21 protein-coding genes and 1 other annotated feature are annotated in these 24,240 nt (G+C 46.2%); of the genes, 5 read left to right on the forward strand and 16 right to left on the reverse strand.

Features of this window, described 5'->3' with window-relative positions:
* Positions 1–20: 20 nt before the first annotated feature.
* From C6P39_RS08565 to C6P39_RS08580, 4 genes are read right to left on the reverse strand one after another with little or no spacing between them, the layout of a single operon-like run.
* Positions 21–785, reverse strand: a complete 765-nt coding sequence (locus tag C6P39_RS08565) for an ABC transporter ATP-binding protein (RefSeq protein ID WP_207657118.1) — start codon at positions 783–785, stop codon at positions 21–23.
* Positions 755–1,528, reverse strand: coding sequence for an ABC transporter permease (locus C6P39_RS08570; RefSeq protein WP_104803478.1), 774 nt, complete (start codon positions 1,526–1,528; stop codon positions 755–757). Before C6P39_RS08570 ends, C6P39_RS08565 begins: the two co-directional genes overlap by 31 nt.
* Positions 1,528–2,358: an ABC transporter permease gene (locus C6P39_RS08575; protein ID WP_369861380.1), complete on the reverse strand. Its 831-nt coding sequence runs from the start codon at positions 2,356–2,358 to the stop codon at positions 1,528–1,530. The genes C6P39_RS08570 and C6P39_RS08575 overlap by 1 nt, the downstream gene beginning before the upstream one ends.
* Positions 2,359–2,378: 20 nt before the next feature.
* Positions 2,379–3,473, reverse strand: coding sequence for an ABC transporter substrate-binding protein (locus tag C6P39_RS08580; protein ID WP_104803480.1), 1,095 nt, complete (start codon positions 3,471–3,473; stop codon positions 2,379–2,381).
* A 399-nt stretch (positions 3,474–3,872) separates the two neighbouring features.
* On the opposite strand from C6P39_RS08580, the gene C6P39_RS08585 reads away from it, so the two are divergent.
* Entirely contained in the window at positions 3,873–4,916 is a 1,044-nt protein-coding gene (locus C6P39_RS08585) for a LacI family DNA-binding transcriptional regulator (protein ID WP_104803481.1), read from the forward strand.
* A 106-nt stretch (positions 4,917–5,022) separates the two neighbouring features.
* Positions 5,023–6,054 carry a LacI family DNA-binding transcriptional regulator gene (locus C6P39_RS08590; protein WP_104803482.1) on the forward strand — a complete coding sequence of 344 codons (1,032 nt, stop codon included), beginning with the start codon at positions 5,023–5,025 and terminating at the stop codon, positions 6,052–6,054.
* 16 nt (positions 6,055–6,070) lie between these two features.
* On the opposite strand, the gene C6P39_RS08595 is transcribed toward C6P39_RS08590, so the two are convergent.
* Together C6P39_RS08595 and C6P39_RS08600 are read right to left on the reverse strand one after the other, a co-directional pair.
* On the reverse strand, positions 6,071–6,706 hold the full coding sequence (locus tag C6P39_RS08595) for a nucleoside recognition protein (protein ID WP_104803483.1): 636 nt from the start codon (positions 6,704–6,706) through the stop codon (positions 6,071–6,073).
* Positions 6,707–6,774: 68 nt separating this feature from the next.
* Positions 6,775–7,635 (reverse strand): AraC family transcriptional regulator, encoded by an 861-nt coding sequence (locus C6P39_RS08600; protein WP_104803484.1) that lies wholly within the window; start codon positions 7,633–7,635, stop codon positions 6,775–6,777.
* 138 nt (positions 7,636–7,773) lie between these two features.
* On the opposite strand from C6P39_RS08600, the gene C6P39_RS08605 reads away from it, so the two are divergent.
* From C6P39_RS08605 to C6P39_RS08615, 3 genes are all read left to right on the forward strand, one after another.
* A complete protein-coding gene (locus C6P39_RS08605) occupies positions 7,774–8,826 on the forward strand; it encodes a uroporphyrinogen decarboxylase family protein (protein ID WP_104803485.1) in 1,053 nt (350 codons plus the stop codon).
* 56 nt (positions 8,827–8,882) lie between these two features.
* The gene (locus C6P39_RS08610) at positions 8,883–10,160 is read left to right on the forward strand and encodes an ABC transporter substrate-binding protein (protein WP_207657119.1); all 1,278 of its coding nucleotides are present in this window, start codon (positions 8,883–8,885) and stop codon (positions 10,158–10,160) included.
* A 130-nt stretch (positions 10,161–10,290) separates the two neighbouring features.
* A complete protein-coding gene (locus tag C6P39_RS08615) occupies positions 10,291–11,091 on the forward strand; it encodes a carbon-nitrogen hydrolase family protein (protein WP_104803486.1) in 801 nt (266 codons plus the stop codon).
* Between the two features lie 126 nt (positions 11,092–11,217).
* Here C6P39_RS08615 and C6P39_RS08620 read toward each other — a convergent pair whose 3' ends face one another.
* From C6P39_RS08620 to C6P39_RS27430, 10 genes are all read right to left on the reverse strand, one after another.
* Positions 11,218–12,435: a CapA family protein gene (locus tag C6P39_RS08620; protein WP_104803487.1), complete on the reverse strand. Its 1,218-nt coding sequence runs from the start codon at positions 12,433–12,435 to the stop codon at positions 11,218–11,220.
* A gap of 55 nt (positions 12,436–12,490) precedes the next feature.
* On the reverse strand, positions 12,491–13,336 hold the full coding sequence (gene rsmI / locus C6P39_RS08625) for a 16S rRNA (cytidine(1402)-2'-O)-methyltransferase (RefSeq protein WP_095174525.1): 846 nt from the start codon (positions 13,334–13,336) through the stop codon (positions 12,491–12,493).
* Entirely contained in the window at positions 13,333–14,088 is a 756-nt protein-coding gene (locus C6P39_RS08630; RefSeq protein ID WP_095174738.1) for a tRNA1(Val) (adenine(37)-N6)-methyltransferase, read from the reverse strand. The genes rsmI and C6P39_RS08630 overlap by 4 nt, the downstream gene beginning before the upstream one ends.
* A 34-nt stretch (positions 14,089–14,122) precedes the next feature.
* The gene (locus C6P39_RS08635) at positions 14,123–15,001 is read right to left on the reverse strand and encodes a PSP1 domain-containing protein (protein ID WP_095174524.1); all 879 of its coding nucleotides are present in this window, start codon (positions 14,999–15,001) and stop codon (positions 14,123–14,125) included.
* A gap of 1 nt (position 15,002) precedes the next feature.
* Positions 15,003–15,992: a DNA polymerase III subunit delta' gene (gene holB / locus C6P39_RS08640; protein ID WP_018595388.1), complete on the reverse strand. Its 990-nt coding sequence runs from the start codon at positions 15,990–15,992 to the stop codon at positions 15,003–15,005.
* 511 nt (positions 15,993–16,503) lie between these two features.
* On the reverse strand, positions 16,504–17,094 hold the full coding sequence (locus tag C6P39_RS08645) for a nucleoside/nucleotide kinase family protein (RefSeq protein ID WP_095174523.1): 591 nt from the start codon (positions 17,092–17,094) through the stop codon (positions 16,504–16,506).
* A gap of 12 nt (positions 17,095–17,106) precedes the next feature.
* Positions 17,107–18,825 carry an aminotransferase class I/II-fold pyridoxal phosphate-dependent enzyme gene (locus tag C6P39_RS08655; protein ID WP_242986997.1) on the reverse strand — a complete coding sequence of 573 codons (1,719 nt, stop codon included), beginning with the start codon at positions 18,823–18,825 and terminating at the stop codon, positions 17,107–17,109.
* 17 nt (positions 18,826–18,842) lie between these two features.
* Complete coding sequence (locus C6P39_RS08660) at positions 18,843–20,558, reverse strand: proline--tRNA ligase (protein WP_104803488.1); 1,716 nt, start codon at positions 20,556–20,558, stop codon at positions 18,843–18,845.
* A 573-nt stretch (positions 20,559–21,131) separates the two neighbouring features.
* Positions 21,132–21,397 (reverse strand) — a binding site (T-box leader).
* A gap of 96 nt (positions 21,398–21,493) precedes the next feature.
* Entirely contained in the window at positions 21,494–23,851 is a 2,358-nt protein-coding gene (locus C6P39_RS08665; protein ID WP_104803489.1) for a glycoside hydrolase family 3 protein, read from the reverse strand.
* 13 nt (positions 23,852–23,864) lie between these two features.
* Positions 23,865–24,038 carry a hypothetical protein gene (locus tag C6P39_RS27430; RefSeq protein ID WP_158661508.1) on the reverse strand — a complete coding sequence of 58 codons (174 nt, stop codon included), beginning with the start codon at positions 24,036–24,038 and terminating at the stop codon, positions 23,865–23,867.
* Positions 24,039–24,240: the final 202 nt, after the last annotated feature.

Raw genomic sequence — 24,240 nt, forward strand, 5'->3', positions numbered from 1 at the left:
TGTGCATCCTGCCTTCTATGTTATAATGCCAAATCCATATTTTTCTCTATTGTTTCCCTCATTTTAAGAAACTCTGTATCTACATAATCTCTCGGGCGCTGAAGGTCTTTCAGAGGGTAAATCTCTTTTACTGACGCCGGACACTCACTGAGGAGTATGATCCTGTCACCCAGATATACTGCCTCCTCAATATTGTTGGTGACAAAGATCACAGTACGTTTTTCCTTCTCCCAGATCCTGAGCACTTCCTCTTCCATCTGATACCGGGTCTGCGCATCAAGAGCCCCGAAAGGCTCGTCCATCAGTAAAATATCAGGGTTGCTGCAGTAAGCTCTGGCAATACCCACCCTCTGCTTCATTCCTCCAGACAGTTGACGGGGATAGGAATCTTCAAAGCCTTTTAATCCAACCAGCTCGATCAAATACTGGGCCTGTTTTCTTCTCTCCCTCTTATCCACACCCTTCAGTTCCTGAGAAAACTCCACATTCTGCATGACGGTCTTCCAGGGAAACACTGCTGTTTTCTGGAAGACAAAACCCACCTTTTTTTCATCCTTATTTGGAAACCTTATCTCCCCGGCAGTGGGCTCTTCCAGGCCGCTTATCATGTTCAGCAGTACACTTTTCCCGCACTGGCCGGGTCCCAGTATGACAAGGAATTCATTTTCATAGACATCAATGGAAATTTGATTCACTGCCTCGAAGATCTCCTTCCTGGCATAGAAGGATTTTGAAATATTTTTTAATGTCAGTTTTACCCGTTTTTCTTTTCCGTCCACGGACACAACCACCTTTCCATTAATGTGAAGACCGCACTTAAAACTGCCCCGACAAGGCCGATCAGTATCATTCCGCACAGAACAAGAGCCACGTCATAGCTCTCATTCCCCCTTGTGATCAAAAAACCGAGGCCTGATTTGCTGGCTATCATCTCTGCCGCCACTACCACCATCCAGCCGCTGCTCAGCGCGATCTTAACTCCTGCCATGATTGCAGGGAGCGCTGCGGGCATTACCACATGGCGCAGCATTTGAAATGTATTGGCGTTATAGACATGCCCTACATTTAAATACATGGGGTCTACCATACCCACCCCCGTTGCCGTATTCAATACAACCGGGAAAAAAGCACCTATGAACACCAGTAAAATCTTAGAAAATTCTCCAACTCCAAACCACAGGATCACCAACGGTATCCAGGCGATCGGGGGAATCGGACGCAGTGCCGTCAAAATAGGACTTAACACGGCGTTCATCCGTTTGCTCCATCCCATGATCAGGCCAATGCCGATACCCGAGACCACTGCCAGAATAAGAGCTGACAATACACGCTTTAGGCTGATCAAAATATGTCCCGTTATAGTGGTCCTGCTGATTGGCCTTTCCGCCATCTTTACAAATCTCTCCCAGGTCGCCTGGGGAGTTGGAAAGAAGTCCGGCTTGCTGTTGGAAACAATTACCCAGAGAATGATCAGCGCAGCAAGTGATATACATGTCAGGCAGAGGTCTTTTATCTTGCGTCTCTCCATTATTTGGCCCTCCATCGTATTACCCGGTTCTCCAATTTATTCAGTATCGCTGTGAGGGCCGCCCCGATAACTCCGATCGTAAGCATTCCCACAATGATTATGTCTGACCTTCCAAGTGCCCTGCCCTGCTGGATCATATATCCTAATCCCGCGGTTGCAGAAAGCATTTCCGCTGCTACCAGAGTTGACCACGCATTGCCCAAAGCTACCCTGACCCCCGTAAAAGCCAGGGGCATGGCCGAGGGCGTACAAACAGTGATGAAAATTTTCCACCTGCTTGCCCCGCATGTTTTTGCCACGTCAATCAGCACCGGGTTGGTCAGCTTCACTCCTGTGTAAGAATTGATCACACACGGGACAAAGGCAGCCAGAAATATAATGAAACACTTTGCCGTTGTCCCTATTCCCAGCCAGATAACAGACAGCGGAATCCAGGCAATCGGCGGAATCGGACGGATAATTTCAAAAATAGGGTTTATCAGTCTGTCGAATGTACGATAATATCCCAGCAGCAGCCCCAAGGGGACCCCTATGACCGCTGCCGCTACATATCCTATAAGTGCCAGCTTCAGGCTTTCCCAGATATGTATACCCAGGACCGCCCCGTCAGGGTTTGGCTGAGTAAGCTTGTCTACAAATGCTGCGAATGCCTCCGATGGAGAGCAGACAAACTGGGGGTTCACCCAGGCCAGACGCACAGCCGTCTCCCAGACACCCAAAAACACCATCACGCTGGCAGCGGAGATCAAAAAGAGCTGTACCTTCTCCCTTGCCCTTTTCCTCTCCTCAATCTGAACAGAACTCACATTTTTTTCCGTTTCGTTCATAATAACTTACCTCATTAAACACCTTAATCCAGTTTAACGTTTGCCATAAAAGTCCCGTCAACCGCTTTATTGTCAATCATGGCCTGTTTGTCCGCCTCCGTTAATTTCCCCTGTGATATCATAAAGTCAGCAAACTTCAGCAAATCCTCCTGGGCACTGATGTTACCTTCCGCATCCTCAGCAAAAGCTTTCTGGTTTTCCTCCAGGGACGGGAAGATACGGGTCTCTATATCTCTCTTGGCCGCTGCTTCTGTCATGGAAATCCCTTCTTCCTCCTCAAAGTCAAACAGCAGTTCTGCACTGCCCTCCGGGTCAGCTCTTAATTCTTCCACTGACTGCAGATAGCAATTCAGCCATTCCTGTACCACTTCGGGTCTGTTCTTGACCGCATCCTCAGTGGCAACGATCAGCGTGGGCATCTTTAGCCCCAGATGGCCTGCATCGGCTACTTTTACCCAGCCCTCATCATCCTCGGCCTGGTATCCAAACGGTGACCACAGGCATACGATATCAGCCTCCCCCGCCTTAAAAGCAGCATATGACTGTGCTACCGCCGTATCAATGATCTCAACGTCATTCATGGTAAGACCCAGATGTTCCAGGGTGGCGATCAGGGTCATATGACACGTTGTCCCTGTCTGGCAAAGGATTTTTTTGCCTTTCCAGTCCTCAGCAGTCCCTCTGACCCCCATCTCGTCTGCCTCCTTGCCGGCCAGTGCACTATCCTCCCTCACCCAGATATCCAGCGCCTGCGTATCATCGCAGGAGTACCCGATCACTTTCATATTGTACGCCGGACACCCAAGGACAGCCCCGCCGATTCCCGTGGTCCCCACTTCCCAGGCCCCGGATGCAATAGCTTCGTTCTGCACCGGCCCCCCTGCGTACATATCAATCGTGTAGTCAAATGCATCGTAAAGCCCATTGTCCTCTGCATAGATACTGGGCAGCGCATGCAGATATGGATGATGACTGATCTTAAGCGGTATCTTATCTTCGCTTTTGCTCTCGTTTCCTGCAGTCTCAAAATCTTTTTCCTCTTCATTCCCGCCGCCGCACGCAGTCATGGATACTCCTAAAATTCCCGCCATTAACAGTACCGCTAATCTTTTCTTCATGTTTTACCTCCCAATATGATTTGATTTACGCTCCATTTGTTACTATCTACAATTTATCTTGTATTTTCTTCCCTTTCAACGCCTATTTACACAAACGTTTTTCCTATTTTTGTTATTTTTACAGTCAATTTGTTTATTATTTTCGTATTTTCTTTTATTTTTTTATCCAAACCAGGACAGCGCAAATATACGCAAACGTTTGTACTTTTTTGCATTTTATTATTTTATTTTTCCAATATAATAAAAACATGGACAGCTTTAGCTGCCCATATCTGATGAATCCTTAAAAATATAAATATAAACCGTATATTGGGATTAGTTCCTGCACCTGCAGAATGTGTATCAGGCTTTGCAGGAAGATTTGATTTTCAGACATGACCAGGACGAGGAGGGAATTCTATGATCTTGAAAGATATCGCCAAAGAAGCAGGTGTCTCCATCTCAACTGTCTCACGGGTGATCAATGGAAAGGAACAAGGTGCTGCCAGTAAAGAAACACGTGACAAAATCTGGGCCATTGTGCGCAAAAACGGCTATAGTCCCAACATTCTTGCCCAAAATCTAAAACGCAGAACATCCCTCTCCGACGCAAAGGAGAATCCGTTGTACTATATAGACTGCCTCCAGGCCCGCACATCCAATCTGAATACCGATCCGTTTTTTTCTGAACTGGAGCGCGCACTGGAACAGGAAGCATTTAATTATAATTATATTGTAAAGCATACATACCGCCCCATGGATCTCAAATCCCTGGATTCCATTATACGGGCAGATGAGCGTAATATATGCGGTCTTGTCATACTGGGAAGATATATGTTCACAAAAGAACAGTTAAAAATTTTAAAAGAAGTCTACAAGAACATTATCTATGTAGGCCTCAATGCCATACCCCTAAAATGTGACCAGGTCATCTGCGACGGTTACAAGGCAGGTATCAGTGCAGTGGAGCATTTGATAGAATTGGGGCATAAAAAAATCGCCTATATCGGAGAACAGGCGAATGAATGCCGCTTTCTGGCCTATAAAGATGCTCTCTCCCTGCATAATTTGAACTTTACCATTCATAACACAGCCAATGTGATCCAATCCACAGACGGGGGATACAGAGGTGCCCAGAAACTTTTGAAGAGCAGTTCAGAATTTACAGCCGTTTTCTGCGCAAATGATCTAACCGCCATTGGCGCCATCAAAGCCTTTCACGAGAATAAAAAACAGGTCAGTAAAGATATTTCTGTTATCAGCGTGGATGATATTGACCTGGCCCAATACATAACTCCCATGCTCACCACTGTGCATATCCCCATCGAAGAATTAGGCCGGCAGACTGCACGTATATTAATAGACCGCATAAACGGCAGGCACACCCTTCCAATGAAAGTTGAGCTTCCGTTTTTCATGGCCCAACGTGACAGTTGTGCAAAGTGCCGTTCTGCAAACAGGTAGCTGTAGATTGATTTCTGATCAGTCGGTCCTGTTCTTTTGAGGCTGTCCGTGGTAGTATGGATTTTTCGTATTGGCTCATAATATAAACTACACAGGAGGAAATCAAATGACACTGAAGGATATTGCAAAGGAAGCCGGGGTTTCCATCTCCACAGTCTCAAGGGTTATCAACAATAAAGGATGTAATGCAGCCAGCAAACATACCCAGGACAAAATCTGGTCCATTGTCCGAAAAAACGGATATATTCCAAATGCCGCGGCACGGACATTAAAGAACGGCAGCCCTATTCCGGAAGAATCCGCCCCCACCTACTCCATTGATTGTATATACACCGAACATTCCAAAACAGATGTCAGCCCTCTTTACCAGGAATTAGAACGGGCAATCGAACAAATAGCTTTCCGCCAAAAATGTATTGTACGCCGCTCTTTTTTTCTGGAAGAATTTTCCTTTCCCCCAAATCCCCCTAAAACACAAAAAAACAAAGCTGACGGCGCTGTCTTATTCGGAAAGCGAAGCATATCACAGCGGCAGTTTGAACTTCTTGAGAACACCTACAGGCACCTTGTATACGTTGGGATCACGCCTCTTGATCTAAGATGCGATCAGGTCCTCTGCAATGGCTGCCATGCTTTTGTAAGTGCGGTAAAATATCTATATGGCCTAAAGCATAAAAAGATTGGTTATATTGGGGAACAAAAAGACAATGCCTGCTTTCAGGGTTATAAGCAGGCACTGAAAGACCTTGGCATACCGTTTCATATAACAAATACAGTCAACGCCAAGCAAACGTTTGAGGGCGGATATCACGGGGCAAGGCTGCTTTTGGAACGTCAAGCTGACATTACCGCCGTAGTTTGTGCAGACGATTTAACAGCCATAGGTGCAATGCAGTGTTTTCGGGAATATAAAACAAAGATTCCAAAGGATATTTCCATTATTGGGATTGGTGACATCCCTCACGCCCAGCGCACTGCGCCTATGCTCACCACCATTCATGTTCCCACTGAAGAGATGGGAAATATTGCCCTGAAACTTTTATTAGACCGGATCCAGGGGGGACATAAACTGGAATTAAAAACAGAACTGCCCTATTACATTGCGGAAAGGAACAGTTGCACCAGATTTACCAGATAATTTTATAAAGTTCAGTCTATCCCCTCCGTTTTCTGTCCTTAAACTTGCAGAAAACAACTGCTACCGCTGTACTAATCAGTGTAGCTACAATTCCCGGACCGACGATACCGGCCGGATTCGCACTGCCATACTGACTTCTGTAAGCGATAATATTTACCGGTATCAACTGCAGAGAAGATATGTTTAATATCAAAAAAGTACACATCTCATTGCTGGCTGTACCCTGCGGAAAAATATGAAACCGCTTCTTTTCCATTCCATGTCCATCCTCCAGCCGCCTTTCATCCTCCAGCTCCGCCAGCTTTTCCATGGCCTTCAGCCCAAACGGAGTCGCCCCCCAGCCCAGTCCCAGGAAATTCGCTATAATATTGGCAGAAATATACTCCATTGCAGGATGGTCCTTCGGCAGATTAGGAAATAAAAAACGCAGCAGAGGCTGCATTTTCTCCGTCATCTTCTCTATCATGCCGGAAGACCTGGCTATCTCCATGACACCCATCCACATAGCAACAATACCCGCCATGGTAATGCAGAGCACAACTGCCTCCTTTGCAGACGAGAGTGCTGCATCCGTGATCTCCCCCATACGCCCAGTCATGGCGCCGTATGTAATTCCTATGAGCATCATTGCTCCCCAGAGAATATTAAGCATGTTCACGCCTCACAGGCTTTTTTCTACTATATGCTCCACATATTTTTTTTATTCTTTTATAACTATCCTCATTTTTGACCGGGTGTATAATATACCTTTCGGAACTCTGAAGGCGACATATAACACAGTCTTTTAAACACTGTCGCAAAGTACTGACTGGATGAAAATCCATATTCAAAAGCAATTTCAGTAATTGAAAGCTGTGTTGACAACAACAACTCTTTGGATTTTTTTATTTTTTGCTGCAGAATGTATTCTCCCGGAGGAATACCTGTTACTTGAACAAACTTTTTTTTGTAAGCAGACAGAGACATATTTTCCATTTGTGCTAAATCCGAAATATGAATTATATTGTTTAAATTCTCTTGAATATAAGTCATACTGCTCTCTATCTCCCGTGTACTAATATTTTTTTCGGGTGATGGCGGGGTTGAAAGAGCTATTAATACTTCGGCTAGAGCATTCCTTATTCGAGTATCAAAATGTATATCCGGATGCGCAAAAATTTCCAGCAATCGGTTAAACTCCATCTTAAGCCGTGGAGATGGTTTGAAAATACGGGAATGTATATTCAAAAAATAGTTCTCTATTCTTGAATATTCACTTTGGTATATAAAAGCGTCAATTTCTGAAACTAAGCATAAGTCAACGATCAGGTAATAAATAACCGATATTTCCTCCGGAAGAATCCCTGTGCTATGAGGCTCATTAGGCTTGGTAAAAAAAACCTCTCCTTGTTGAACAGTATAAACTTTATCAATAGTTTGGTAGTTCTGCGTCCCCTTTTCCAGGAAAACAAATTCTGTCATATTACCATGCTCATGAAGCGGTATAGGCGGATGCGCTTTCTGAAACCGTGCATGTCCAAGGCGGAACAAAAATTGATTATGGTAATGGTAATCGTATACTTTGCGGTATTCTTTAATCATAGCATCTCCTTTTCTGCCTCAAGCACCTATATTACAAATGTTTGAAAATGTGTTTTACCCAATGTTGTAAGACAAAATCCAATATTCTTACTATAATAAATATATCATTTAACTATTTAGAAAGAAAGGAAAAAAAATATGAATAGCAGAACAAACATACTGAAAGCTATATGTTTTGAGACTCCTGACTATATTCCCATGGAGTTTGTCATTAATGATTCCTGCTGGAACGCATATCCACAGGAAGCACTTTTTGAGCTGATGGAGCAGCATCCTTTTTTATTTCCAGATTATAAAAAAAAAGCAATCCCATATACTCCCTCGTATTCCAATGTAGCAAGGAAGGATCACCCCTACTTAGATGATTGGGGATGTCTTTGGGAGACAACAGACGATGGAATTACCGGCTCCGTCAAACAGCATCCTCTGGATGATTGGAACGATTACACCTCTTATAAAATTCCCGATCCCAGTCAATGCATGGGTATCGGAAAAATCAATTGGCAGGTCGAACAAAAAAGAATAAAAGAGAAGAAAAAAAGGGGGGATCTAACTATAGAAGGCCTGCGGCATGGGCATACATTTTTACAGCTTTGTGACATCAGAGGATATCAGAACACTATATTTGATATGGAAGACAATGAGCCAAATCTAAATGATCTGTTAGAAAAGATTGTAGCGTTTAACACTTATATTATTGAGCAATATGCTAAAATGGATGTAGATGTTTTAACCTATGCGGAAGATTTAGGAATGCAGGTAGGTCCAATGCTTTCTCCTGAAAATTTTGAGCAGTATATTTTACCATCCTATAAAAAAATGATGAATCCAGCAAAAGAAGCAAATATATTAATCCATATGCATTCAGATGGTGATATCCGAACCCTGGTTCCTTATCTCCTTAAAAGTGGAATACAAGTTTTAAATCTGCAGGATTTGGTAAATGGCATTTCCTGGATCAAACACAATTTAAAAGATAAAGTTTGCATTGATCTCGATATTGACCGACAAAAGATAACTCCCTACGGTTCAAAAAAGGATGTGGATAATTTAATATTAGAAGAGGTAAAAGAATTGGGTTCGGCCAAAGGAGGACTTATGATGATTTATGGCCTCTATCCTGGTGTACCACTGGAAAATATAAAAGCTCTTATGGATGCGATGGAAAAATATGCATTCTACTATACTTGAATCTCAGAATTCCCCAGAATATCCCGATAACAGTAATTTAAAATGGAGGAAAAGTTATGATACAAAAAAAGATTATGGCAGTTATTTTATGTACAGCAATGATGACGGCTGCGCTGACAGGCTGTGGCAATGTAGACAGTGCAAAAAAAGCAGAAGACAGCACTGATGAAAAAAAAGATGTCGAAGATGTTGTGTTAAGAGTGTTTGACTCACAGGCCTATGGGTTAGATGAGTATGGGGCAGTTGTAGATGCTTTTGAAAAAGAACACCCCGGAGTCACCGTGGAAGTGCAACATGCAGCAAATGACGGTAATACTTTATTACAGGCTCGTGTCAATTCCAACGATGTGCCGGATGTGTTTGCAGTGGAAACAGGAACGTCTGCTAAATTATATTATGAGTATGCATATGATTGGAGCAATGATACGGATGTAACAGGGCTGTTTCTGAAAGATGCGCTGAAAACAGGCATGGACGAGGATGGAAAAATCAAATCGTTACCGTGGGCCTATGCAAATATGGGATTGCTGTACAACAAAGAATGTTTTGATAAAGCAGGAATCACTGAACTGCCAACAAATATGGATGAACTGGAAGATGCATGCAAAAAATTGGATGCATCCGGAATAACTCCTATCTCATTGGCTGCAAAAGAAACATGGGTTCTGGGGCAGCTGGCAACACATTTTATGATTGATAAGACTTTAGATGCTGAGGGTACAAATGATGCTTTAAAATCAGGAGACCTGGAATTTACTGACCTGCCTAACTGGAATAATCTTTTTCGTTTTTTAGATTTAGCCGTAAAATACGGACCGGATAAGCCACTAGAGGTAGATTGGGAACAATCAGAAAATATGTTGGCAAATGGAGATGCTGCTATCATTCATATGGGCGACTGGTGCCAGTCTACATTAGATTCATTTAATCCGGAAGCAGACCTTGCTTTTCTTCCTGTTCCAGTAGGTGAAACAGCGGAAGATGCAACGGTGCTTTCCTGTTGTAACTGGACATATATCGTCAATAAAAATTCAAAAAATTTGGAACTGTCAAAAGAATATCTGCAATATATACTTACTTCTGATATGGGACAGAAATGGACATGTGAAGGTGTAGGCGCCGCACCTGCAGTAAAGACCGACATGGAAGTAAGTGGAAAACTGGCAAATGATGCAAATAAATATATTACTGCTGGTAAAACAAATGGCTGGATTCATACAATCGCGCCTCAAAGTTATGCAGAGACCTGCGGCCCTTATTTACAGGCTTATATGACTGGTGAAATGAGCCAGGATGAGGTTACACAGCTCTTCCAGGAGTTTTACAGGAAATAAAACATATTCCATATAGTTCAAAAGTACTATATTATCTATATTACCTATTGTAAATATGGTATAATACATATATTATTGTCTAACTTATATATGCAGATGTACGCCGGATTGGCGAGGAATGGAGCTTATTATGACACATATCATTGCGTTGGCACAATGTGGTTCCCTACCAGACATATCCGCGAATTTAATGCTTGCGGAACATTATATACTGGAGGCAAAAGCTGCCGGTGCCATATTGGTTGTCTTTCCTGAATATTTTATGTTTCCTTGTACAGAAGATATTCAAGCCTATATAAACAATGCTCAGGCTGTTGACGGCTGTTTTACTTCCCGCATGAAGCAGCTAGCCAATAGGCACAAAATTTGGATTCTTTTTGGTATGAATGAAAAATCCGATTCCTCTAATGATAAAAAATGTTATAACACATTAGTGCTACTAAACAGTAATGGTGTCATTCACGGTATATATAGAAAAACTCATCTGTTTGATGCTTTTAACTGGCAAGAATCATCACATACTCTTCCCGGAGATGCTCTGTTTATTCCCATCTCAACCCCTTTTGGAAAACTGGGACTGGGCACCTGTTATGATTTACGTTTCCCAGAGGTAGCACGACACGCCGCGCGGCTTGGGGCCGATTTACTTATCTATCCATCTGCCTGGGTACATGGTGAGCAAAAGGTAGTACAATGGAAAACACTCCTTGCGGCGCGAGCTATCGAAAACACGATAACGGTTATTGGTTGCAGCCAATATATCCAGGACACTTTTATTGGACAGAGTTATGCCTGTGACCCTTTCGGCAGAGTTCTGGCAGAGGGCAGCGAAAAACAGGAACTTCTTCTTGTGCCAGTCTCATCGGAGGTTAACGAACATGCAAGACGTTTAATCCCCTCTCTCAACAATATGAGAAAAGATTTATATTGACTTTCAATAACACATTTACTAAAAGAAGTGATGAGAAACTGCTGCCTGTTTCTCATCACTTCTTTACTATAATTATAATAAGACCTATATCAAACTGCCCGTACAAGATTACTTTTCATGAATCTGTCATCCCTGCACCCAAGAACTATACTCTTCAATTTTCTGCAATATATCATCCTTCTGCTCCCCCTCCGCAGGCGTAGGCTGATAATTATTATATCCATCCTCAGAGGAAATCCTGCACGGAATTATATTCTTTACATTATCCTCCTGCAGTTCCCCGTCCTTTATGGTAAATGTCTGCTGAAATATCATGGTATTCATATCAGACGGATACGCGTTGCCGCCAAAGCAGAAATTACCCAGGCTGTACACAATATTCTTCCCCTGGTACTCCTCAATCCCTTCCAGCACATGCGGATGGTGCCCAAGGACTAAGTCTGCCCCGTTATCTACAGCCGCATGGGCGAGTTCTATCTGTGTGGAGTCCGGTTCATATGCCTTCTCTGAACCCCAATGGAAGCTGGCAATAATGATCTGCGCCCCCTGCTCTTTCAAAGACTGCAGATTGGCGATCATAGAATCTTTTATTCCAAGTCCCTCTCTCAGCACATAAGTACCCAGCAGTCCCACCTTGACTCCCTTCACATCCATCACAGCGATCCGGTCATAACCAAATGTGGTGATCCCCTCATCCTCCAGTGCCTTAATGGTGTCTGTGTAGCTCTGCTCACCGTAATCCTTGCTGTGGTTGTTGGCCATGTTGGCAGCCTCCACGCTGCCGGCGGTAAGTATTTTGGCGTAAGCCGGGTCAGCCTTGAATGCAAACTGCTTGTCCTCACGCGCCTCACTGTTGGTAAGGGTTCCCTCAAAATTCACGATCGTCAGATCATCCTGCGAAAAAATAGGCTGAACATTCCGGAAAAAATAGGCCGGGTCGCCCACCTCCTCATATTTAGCAGGGAGGCTGTCACTCCAGTCAAAAAACTCATCGGTTCCCAGCGTACAGTCACCTGCTGCGCTGACGGTGATTGTCACAGGTTCATCTTTCTTCTTCTCTGCCGTATCTGACGCCTTGTCCGTATCCGGACTATCCTCAGCTTTTCCGGCGCTGTCCTTTTTCTCCGATTTATCCTGAGCAGTCTCTGTTTTGGCTGTCTTGGCCTCCGCGCTGGTCTCCTTTTCCGAAGATCCGGCAGACATGCCTTTTCCCACAACGAAAATAAGGAGAAGAATCAGCACCAGAGCTGCATCCACTCCGAAAATAATCTTAATCCTTCTGACTTTCCGCTCTCTTTCTCTCTTTCTTCTTTCCTGTTCTTTTTTCCTGTAATGGTACGCCATTTATATCCCCTTCTCTTTCGGACAGCAGAAGGCTGCCCAGTACCTTTGTATCCCTCTATTCCTCTTCCAGGAGGGCCTGATAGATATCTCTTTTACTGACCCCTCTGTCCTTAGCCACTGCCTTCATGGCTTCTTTTCTATCCATTCCCTGGTTTACATAATAATCCATATGTTCCTTTAAAGGCATCTCACTCCAGCGCTGCTGTTCCTCAGCCTCCATTTCACTGCGGCTTCGTCCCTCCAGGACTAATACACATTCACCCTTAGGATCATTCGACCCATAATAGGAAACAGCCTCGGTAAGCGTAGTCCTGAATATGGTCTCATGTCTCTTGGTAAGTTCTCTGCACACAGAGATCCTGCGTTCGCCCAATGTCTCCAACAGTTCCTGGAGTGTCCTGACAAGCCGATGGGGTGCCTCATACAGCACAATGGTCCTGGTCTCGTTTTTCAGCTCCTCAAGCACTTTTCTTTTCTCTTTTTTATCTGAGGGCAGAAAAGCTTCAAATGCAAAACGTCTTGTGGATAGTCCTGATAAAGTCAAGGCCGTGATACACGCCGCTGCACCGGGAAGAGCTGTCACCGTAACTCCCGCATCCCAGCACATAGCCACCAGTTCCTCACCGGGATCGGAAATTCCGGGTGTCCCTGCATCTGTGACCAGTGCAATATTTTTCCCTGCCTGCATCTGTTCCACCAGATATCTTCCCTTATCCATCTTATTATATTCATGATAACTGGTCATGGGCGTCTTAATATCAAAATGATTCAGCAGCTTAATACTGTTTCGGGTGTCCTCCGCCGCGATCAGATCCGCCTCTTTTAAAATACGCACCACCCGGTAAGTCATGTCCTCAAGATTGCCGATGGGTGTGGCGCACAAATATAATGTTCCGCTCATGTTTCCTCTTCTCCTGCAGCTCTTTCCTGCCGTTCTCGACCATAAATCTCCAAGATCTCGTCTGTATACACTCCCGGTTTCTCGTAGACGATCAGCGGCTTCTCCACGGTTATCCGGGAATTTCCGCCTCTCATCCCCTCAATAAGCACAAGATTTGGCTCCTTATCCACATAAGGATAGACCAGACGCATCCTTTTAGGCTCCAGCTTATACTTCACCATGGTTGACATAATTTCCGCCAGCCGGAATGGCCTGTGCACCATATAAAATCTCCCTTTTGGGACCAAAACGGAAGCTGCCTGAGATATAACGTCATCCAGGGTGCATAGGGTTTCATGGCGGGCAATGGTCTTCGCCGTGTTTTCCCCCACCAAACCATGACTCCCGATCATATAAGGAGGGTTGGTAGTAACCGCATCAAAAGAAGACGGGCTGAAAATCTCAGAAGCCCTCTTGATGTCCCCTGTCTGAATTACAATATCGTCCTCCAGGCTATTGTAAGCTACGCTTCGTCTGGCCAGCGCAGCGCTCTCTTCCTGGATCTCCAGGCCGGTAAAACGGCCTCCGGGATACCTGGCTTTCAGCAAAATAGGGACGATACCCGTCCCCGTCCCCATATCCAGCACCTTCTCACCTGGTTTTACTCTGGCAAACCAGGCAAGAAGCACTGCATCTATTCCAAAACAAAACTGTTTGGGGTTCTGAATCAGCATATAGCCGTTCTGCAGATCATCCAGACGTTCATTTTCCATAATTAGAGATTTCTCTGCCACTTGACCGTCCTTCCTATTTCTCCAGTTCCTTTAATGCCTTCAATTCCTCGTCAGACAATTTTATTTTTTCTTTTTTCTGCCGCGGTTTGAATTTCAGATCCTCCACAGCATATTCTCTGATCTCTTTCTCGTCATCCACATCCACGATGACCTTCACAAGCTGACGCAGCACATTTACACTCTGCACCTCGCCTCTGAGTCCCTCCGGTGTGTTCACTCTGTCTCCGACCACAGGCAGTTTCCGGTTCAGCTCCTCATAGGTCTCCTCCTCGTTCTTCAGACAGCACATAAGTCTTCCGCACACCCCTGATATCTTGGTTGGATTCAGAGAGAGATTCTGTTCTTTCGCCATTTTTATGGAGACAGGAGCGAATTCTGACAGGTAAGTATGACAGCACAATGCCCGCCCGCAGATTCCAATGCCTCCCAAAATCTTTGTCTCGTCCCTTACACCAATCTGGCGCAGCTCGATTCGTGTCTTGAAGATAGCCGCCAAATCCTTCACCAGTTCACGGAAATCAATCCTTCCGTCAGCAGTAAAGTAAAAAAGGACCTTATTGTTGTCAAATGTATATTCCACGTCTATGAGCTTCATTTCCAGCCCGTGCTCTTTGATCTTCTTCAGACAGATCTGATAAGCTTCTTTTTCCTTTTTTCTGTTGCTCTCCTCTTTTTTGTCATCCTGTGGGCCTGCGATACGGATAACCTCTTTCAGAGGCTGGACCACCTTCTCATCCTCCACATCCCTGGGGGGCAGAACCACACTGCCGTACTCTACGCCCCTGGCGGTTTCCACGATCACATGGTCACCGGATTTTATTTCCAGATCCTTAGGGGAAAAATAATAGATCTTTCCCACATTCCGGAATCTGACTCCAATCACTCTTGTCATTTTAGTTCTCCCTGATAGTAAGGAACAGAAGTTCCATTGTTAAGTCAAAATTAACGTTTGCCTGCAGACGTGTCTTAGCAGTCTCAATGGCCTGGATGATCTTCTCCAGCCCCTCGTAGGAACTCTTGTCTGCACGATCCTTGATCGCATTATATTCCTGACGGAACACCAGCCCGTCCACCTCTTTTGTAGCTTTGAACATCAGCACATCCCGGAACCACACTAAAAACAGGTCCAGATATTCATACACGGTATGCTTTTCCTCTGAAAGTGTTTTGATGGCATCCACCATCTCATAAACTTCCATGCCGTCTCCCTTTTTCAGGATCTTAAGGGCAGCATCCATCATATCGGCAAAATCCTCTGCGGTCGCGATCTGCTTTGCCTTCCCTACATTTCCCTGGGCAAATGCCACGCTGACCTCTGCCTGGTAATCGGGCACATGCAGTTCCTCCATAAGATAACTCTTGATCAGATCATCCCTGACCGGTTTGAAGTTCAGGGTCACACATCTGGATGTGATGGTAGGAAGCAGACTCGTGTTGTTGTTAGCCAGAAGCAGGATCACCGCATAAGCGGGCGGCTCCTCAATGGTTTTCAAAAGAGCATTCTGCGCCTGGACGGTCATCTTCTCCGCCTCGTCCACAATATATATTTTATAAGGTCCTGTATAGGGTTTGATCTCCACATCTGCAATGAGCTGTTCCCTGATATCCTCAATACCAATGGAATTTGGCTTCAGATGACTGACATAGATAATGTCAGGATGATTCCTGTTCATGGCCTTTTTACATGAGCCGCACTGCAGACACGGCTCTTTTCCGTGCTTCTCGCATTGCAATGTCATGGCAAACAGCTTTGCCAGAAGTTTTTTTCCGCTCCCTTTCTCTCCTGCAAAAATGTAGGAATGGGAAACCTGATCCATGGCAACCGCATTTTGTAAATGACGGATAACCTCCTCATGTCCTAATACCTTTTCAACTTCCTGCATTGCAATCACCTCTATCCTTCCGCCCTGCAATAAGGGCATTTATATAATACTATTCGCAGCCACTGTTCCGGGCGGCATTTTCTCCAAGGGGATGCTGCGCTATGCAAAGCAAAATCCCGAGTTGGCCAGCGCCAAAATGCAGTTAACTGCATTTTGTGCCCTAAAGGGCAGAACTGTGCATCGCGAAGCGTGTTACTGTTCAAAAAACTGTACTTTAAATATACTGCGAACAGTAACATCTATGTTCAGAGCTGGTCTGCACCGGCTCGTTTCTATCATTATAGCACAGGTTTTCCGAGTCCTGCAACGTTTGGTACGCTTACTTTTCTATTAAGGTTCTGTTAAATTACTGTTCACAGGCCACTGTACCGGGAGGCGTTTTCATGCCGGAAGCATGAAAATCCCGAGGCAGCCAGCGCGATATGGGGCAGACTGCTCCATATCTGTGCATCGCGAAGCGTGTTACTGGACACGGAGTAACAGTAACTCTGTTAAATAATCGGATAATATGTTAAGCGTTCCGGCTGCGGATATAATCCCGGATCTCCTTCATACAGCTTTCCAGCTCCACGTTATGAAAACGCCTTCCAATTCCTGCCCTCTCCAGATTCTCCTCAGAGAAATCCTCTGTGTCGGCCAGAAAACGCCTGCACATTTCCGCATAGCGGGGCTTCTCCTGTAATTCTTCCCTTGCAAGGGCACGTTTTAAACGCTCCCCATCCTCAACTTCCACATAAATGGGGCACACATTTTCCTCCCCATAGTATCTCTTCATATTTTCATAGGACTCCAGTGTTCCGATCGCCAGATAATTATGGGTTCTCAAATCCACCTGCCCGTCATCCGCTGTAAAATAAGTCCATGGTCCGTGCACAGTCTCATAAGTCCTGTATTCAATCACTTTTCCCTCATTTTTAAACTGCCCGAAGCGGTTTTGGTCCACAAAATGATACTCCCGCCCATCCGCCTCACCCTGGCGGATAGGACGCGTAGTATATAACAAAATATGAAAAAGCTCCAGCTCCCCGTCATGGAGGAGCCTGCTGTAGATCGTATCTTTACCGGAAGAGCTCTTGCCCATAATATAAAAAATCCTGCCCATCTTTCTGTTCCCCTATCTCTTGAGTACGTGAATCTTCTTTAGAGTATAGTCACTTAGCCCCTGAATGTCCAGCCCCTGTTGTTTCCAGACGCGAAGCTGATCCAAAATGTGGCTGCTGATCCTCTCTCCGGGCACCAGAAACGGGATTCCCGGGGGATACAAATATGCGTATTCGGAGGAAATCCTGCCTTCACTGCCCTCCAGATCAATCTCCTCCTGCACGCCCTCCACAGCTTCCGCTATGGCAGTGCAGGCCTCCCCGGAGATATAATCCCTCATATTCTCAAAGTACAGGTCGGCCTTCCCAGGCGTACTCTCCCTACCGATTTGCAGGGATTGCCAGGCATTACCTGACGCACTTTCCCTACTGCTCTTCAGACATTGCCTGGCCTCACCTGATACGTTTTCCTTACTGCTCTTCAGACATTGCAAGGCCTCACCTGACGTGCTTTCCTTACTGCTCTTCAGACATTGCCTGGCCTCACCTGATGCACTTTCCTTACTGCCCTTCAGACATTGTTCTGCCTCACCTGATACGCTTTCCTTACTGCCCTTCAGGCATTGCCGGGCCTCTGGGCCTCTCGCTCCTTCCAGCTCTTTGTCAATTTCCAGAAGCGCCTTCTCCAGCCTGGCAAAGCCTTCCTCTGTATCCATGACACTGGTAAGTGCGATCACGTACTGGCTTGCCGCCATTTCCATCTGCAAATGATACCGCTCCAATAGGATCTCATGAAGCTTTGCCCCGTCTATGGAAGTATTGGCCGTAGATACCACCATTTTTGACTCATCCAGGTCATACACAAAGCCCAGCCCTGTTATCTCACCTTTTTCAAGCAAATGCAGATTTTTAAGACCTGCCAGTCTCTCCCTGCAGTCCCCCAACCGTATTGTATATTCATCAAAAAGCTCTCTTCCCTCCCCCTGCATCAGCCTCAAACAAGCATCCATCCCCGCCATAAACAGATAGGAAGGACTGCTGCTCTGATAAATCCCTAAAAAACGCCTGAGCTTATCCGCACTCACCCGCTCACTGTTCCTGTGCAGAAGGGCTGTCTGTGTCAGAGACGGCAGTGTTTTATGTAAACTATGGATCACCACATCTGCCCCGCAAGCAGTCGCTGACACAGGAAATGCCTCTGAAAACGGAAAATGAGCCCCATGAGCCTCGTCCACGATCAAAGGAACATGGTATGCATGAGCCGCCTCAGCAATCTTTTTCACATCTGAAACCACGCCGTCATAAGTGGGTGACGTAATAAGAATAGCCTGGATTCCAGAGTGCATTTCCAGCATGTCTGTCACGTCCTCCGGGGAGATTCCCCCATTCAAACCCACAATCCTGTCCGCCTGCGGAAATAGATAATGCGTTTTCAGTCCCCTCAGATAAGCGGCGTGATAGGCCGCCTTATGGCAGTTTCTGGCCATCAGGATTTCTCCGCCTCTGGAAGTACACGCAGAGACTGCAGACAAAATCCCCGCCGTGCTGCCATTTACCAGATACCAGGATTCCGAGGCTCCATAAAGAGACGCGGCCCTCCTCTGCGCTTCCAGCAAAATTCCCTCCGCATGATGCAGATTATCAAACCCATCAATCTCAGTTATGTCAACCTTATAAGGATTTTTAAGCGTCTCCGGACAAAACTCCCGCTTATGTCCGGGCATATGGAACGGATAATAATCCTTTTCGCTATATTCATATAACGCTTCATCCAGCCACATCTCTTCTCCCATCCTTCCTCCTATCCCTGTCATTCCTTATCTGCGCATAAGATCATCTTCATAATCTCACTTACAACATCCTTGAGTACCGTCTTTTTTTGAACCTGCTTATCCCTGGTCACAATCTCACAGCATCCTTCCTTCATATTTCTCGGACTTGCGATCACACGTATGGGCACTCCCATCAGGTCCGCATCTGAGAACATAACCCCGGCACTCACCTTTCTGTCATCATAAAGCACCTCCACGCCACGTTCCTGAAGTTCCTCATAAAGCTTATCTGCAAACTCCTTTACTTCCTTATTATCCGGTCTTACACAGCACAAATGCACCTGCCAGGGAGCAATAGCCATCGGCCAGATGGGTCCATACTCATCATGATGCGCCTCACAGACAGAAGCCGCCAGTCTTCCAATACCGATCCCATAACAACCCATGAGAGGATACTTCTCCTTACCATCCTTATCTAGGTACTGCATCCCCATACTCTCCGTATACTTTGTACCAAGCTGAAAAATATTACCCACTTCAATGCCTCTGGATACCCGGATGGTATGTCTGCCGCATTCCGGGCACACGCCGCCCTCTGTGATCTTGGCAAAATCATGATACTCTGCCTCCGGGCAGTCCCTCTCCATACAAAGCCCCGTATAATGATGTTCCTCAACATTCCCGCCGCAGGAAAGATTCATTCCACCCTTCAGAGAGTTATCATAAAGGACCGTGAAATCCCCCTTCAGACCAAAAGGCCCAATAAATCCCGGATGCAGGCCGGATTCCTGTGTGATCTCTGCGGGACGTATTTCACTTTTCAGAAAATTAGTGACCTTCGTCTCATTCACATCCAAATCCCCGCGGATAAACAACACCACAAACCCATCATCCGAATTCTTCTGATAAACCACCGCCTTACAGGACCTTTCCTTGGGCATATCCAAATATCCGCAGACATCCTCAATCGTATGCATATCCGGCGTATACACAAGTTCCAGCTCCTTCTGTACATCATCCAGTACATTTTGGGTGATACTCTCAGCCATCTCCACATTTGCCCTAAACCCGCATTCCGGGCATACCGCAATAGAATCCTCCCCAACAGGAGTCAGCAGCATAAATTCATGAGACAGACTGCCGCCCATCATCCCGGAATCCGAAGCCACAGCAATGGTCTCCGGAATCCCGGCCCTTGCAAAAATCCTCTCATAAGCATGATAACACTTCTGATAATATTCCTCCAGGTCCTCCTGGGAAGTATGGAACGAGTAAGCATCCTTCATAGTAAATTCCCGCACCCGGATAAGCCCTGCCCTTGGTCTTGCCTCATCCCGAAACTTAGTCTGGATCTGATAGATCATAAACGGATACTTCGCATAACTCTTTCCATACTCCCGCACAAGCTGCACCGAAGCCTCCTCATGTGTCATCCCCAGCACCATCTTACTCCCATTCCTATCTGTAAACCGAAGCAATTCACTCCCCACACTCTCATACCGCCCCGACTCTTCCCAAAGCGAAGCCGGCATAGCCACCGGAAACTGCACTTCCTGTCCCTCGATCCGATCCATCTCTTCCCTGATGATTCCCTCAATCTTCCTGCAAATCCTCCTAAGCGGCCCAAACTGCGAATAAATCCCATTCCCCACATACTTCATATACCCGCCTCTCACCATCAAAGCATGACTATCAATCACACAATCCGCCGGCCTCTCCCGAAACCTCTCTCCTACAACTTTTTCCATCTTCATTGCACATTTCCTCCATTTTCATTTTTATATTAAAACCTTTTTCTCTATTTACTTCCCAAGATATCCCATGCAGCTCTTCACAATCCTCACTCATCCATACACAACCCATACATTCCCAGCCTATCATGATAACAACATCAAATTTCTGTCATACACTACTCTATCCGGCTCTACTTTACACGGCTCTACCTTGCACGGCTCCACTTTGCACAGTTCCACTTCGCGCGGCCCCTCTCTACTCTGCAAGTATACCCCCACCGTCTCCAATAACCTTCCGCCCTCACACGCACGAAGTGCTTTTTTCTGCCGCCGCTGTCCCATCCGTCCGGGCAACGTGGTGTGTTGCAGTGCCGTATGCATTCCGAAGCTACACCGAGGGTATTTCGTCCGTCTGAGCCGTACAACCCCTTGTTCATCTCAGGCGGACGAAATACCCTCGGTGTAGAATTCGGCTGCATACAAACGCAACACACCACGTTGCCCGGACGGATGGGACAGCGAGCGGCAGAAAAAACAAAAACCCTGAACCAGATTAGAGTGTGTTTGATAATTCATTCCAACACACTCTAGCCAGTTCAGGGCGAATAAACAAATATCCGTGTTACCACCTGATTTCAGAATCCTCATTCTGCACTCCACAAGTACGGGACACCAATCCTCATAGATCATAGCCATCCGATACTCCATCCCCATAACGGAGGATACCCGTCAAAACCTACTCGTCACCTTTCAGCCCGCAGCTCAAAGACCGGTTCAGCGCCCCTAAATAAAGCCTCGCACCACCCGGCTTCTCTCTGGAACATTCGGACACGCTTACTATCTCTTCTCAACGCCTTTCTCATGATTCCGAATCTTATCACAAAATTTTAGCCATGTCAACGGTATCCAAGACTAAAGTGTGACACAGCGCTTATGAAAAGCAACTTTCAAACACTCTAATCCAATTTCAGTATCATCTGCAATATCCTTTTTGCACATCTCTCCATCTCTTCCCGGCTCACCAATCCCTTCTCCTTTGCCTCCATAATTCTATCAGGATAACCGCATCCCATCTTGATATCTCCGCCTGCCTTCACCTCTAAATAATGCTCCGCGTGATTCCACCAGTCCGTGGTCACCATCCCCTCAAATCCCCATTCATCCCTGAGGATCCCCTGAAGCAGTTCCGGGTTACAGGATGTGGGATATCCATTCATAAGATTGTATGATGTCATCACTGTCCACGGCTGGGCTTCCTTTACAGCGATCTCAAAGCCTTTCAGATAAATCTCTCTCAGTGCTCTTTCCGATACTCTGGAATCGCTGTCCTTTCTATTGGTTTCCTTATTATTACAGCAAAAATGCTTCATGGACGCTCCCACATGCTGGGACTGGATTCCCCTGATCATAGCTGCCCCCATCCTTCCCGATACCAGGGGATCCTCAGAATAATATTCAAAGTTCCTTCCACACAGAGGACTCCTGTGGATATTCATAGCAGGCGTGAGCCAGATCCCTATGTTATTCTCCTTTACTTCTGCCGCACCTGCCGCTCCCACTTCAAATACAAGTCCCGGATTCCAGGTGCAGGCCAGCAATGTGGCACAAGGCCATGCCGTGGTGTAAACGCCGCATTCCTCCCTGATCCTCAGGCCCGCAGGCCCATCTGCAGTCATAATATTGGGAATTCCAAATGCGGGCAGATTCCCCATTCCAAATGTATTTGCAACACCTGCATTAGCCTGTCCGCCCAGCAGTCCGGCCACTTCCCTGTCACTGAGCTGTGCCAGGAGCTGGTCCAGGCCTGCCTTTCCTTCCGCTACGTCCTCCAAAGTGATCCTGTCTGCATCTGCCCACTCTTTTTTCTCGCCAAAGGCAATTCCCTGCACATCAGGCTCCACACCCTCCAGGGTTTCGATATCCTGGGGAACAAGCTGGTTCTTTTCATATCCGTTCTCGTACTGAGTCAGTTCCTCATAGGTTCCATCTGCCAGAAGACGCGTCCTCAGTGCTGTGGGGGCACATTTCCCGGTAAGCTGCTCTATCACTGCGTTCTCTTCTGCCCGGTATTCGTAATCCAATTTTACTGTATTTCTCACAGAATTACCGACCCTGAAACAGTAGGTTCCCGCCTCCAGTACATAAGCGGATGCCTGTATCTTGCCCAAATCATCATAGGAAGCCATATCCGTAATGGGCAGCTCCAGTCTAAGGACCTGGGACTGTCCGGCAGCCAGAAGGTCCGTCTTGCCAAAAGCGCCCAACACTTCCAGCGGTTTTCCCAAAAGACCCTGGGGAGCACGGTAATAAAGCTGCACCACCTCTTTCCCGGCCCTGTTTCCCATATTTGTGACTCTTACATCCACACGTATGATGCCGCTTACTTCCTCTGCCCTAATAGGCTCAATCTCGAATTCCGTGTAAGAAAGCCCGAACCCGAAAGGATAATTCACCTTACCCGCGGCATCCGGAATGGTTTCAAAATACCGATATCCCACATAAATATCTTCTGTATAATCCACATACTCCTCAGACTCGTTAAAACCGGCAGATGATGGGTAGTCATCAAAGGTCCGGGCAAAGGTATCTGTCAATTTTCCGGACGGATTCTCATCCCCGCATAAAAGGTCTGCAGCCGCCAGACCGCCCTCCATACCACCCTGCCAGGCCAGCAGAACACCCGGAATCTCTTCTGAACTGCAGAACCAGGAGGTATCTACCATACCGCCCACATTCAGCACGACCACAACTTTGTCAAAGCTGGCTGTCACAGTCTCCACCATCTTCTGCTCTTCCTTTGTGAGATAAAAGTCTCCATCCCCCAAAATCCCTTTTCTGTCCCAGCCTTCGCCGGAAAATCTGCAGATAGATATCACAGCTGCATCTGCCCATGCCCTTGCCTTTTCCAGGAGTTCACCCGGAATCTCCGGTTCCGCAGTCATGCCCGGCAGTACGCCCCTGTCATATTGATTTTTTACATTTTCCCTGTAAAATTCACCCAGAGGTGCAAAGACCTGTACCTTCCCCTCTTTTTCCTTCATTTCCAAACCATCCTGCAGGCTGCGCACATAGGCTGTGGTCACATCTCCGCTGCCTCCGCCGCCTTTCACATAATCCACACACCCCTTACCGAACAGAGCCAGCCTGGTGCCTCTCTCCAGCGGCAGTATGCCCCTTTCATTTTTCAGCAGCACCATTCCTTCTGCGGCTGCCCTCCTGGACAAATCTATATGCTCCTCACATCCTGTAACCCTTTGTCCGTTTCTGCCTAAAGGCAGGCATGGCTGATACAGCGCCCGCGCCCATCTCTTCATAATAAATATCCTCCTATTTTGCTTCCTGCCCCGCCCATCCGGACAGGACATCCACGTTACTTTTTTTCATCTTATCCCGCCTTCCCCCATACAGCAAGAGCTTATATTGACTTATATGTTCCTGATATTGACATTCTCTTCCCCTTACGATCCACCTCGGGATCTCGCCCATATTCTTCTGCCTCATGATCCCCATTTCCGTAACAGTTCAGATAAGCTGAACCGTTACGCATCCAGCCATTAAAAATCACTTCGCGATGTGCTGGATGCCTGCTGGCACTACTTCTTCATACAGTTGGCGCAGTAAATGTGCGGACCTGTCTGAACTGTTACCCATTTCCTTCTTTTTTCCAAAAAATCATAATATCATCCATTGAGATAATCCCTCT

The organism is Blautia marasmi (assembly GCF_900258535.1).
GTDB classification, from domain to species: domain Bacteria; phylum Bacillota; class Clostridia; order Lachnospirales; family Lachnospiraceae; genus Blautia; species Blautia hominis.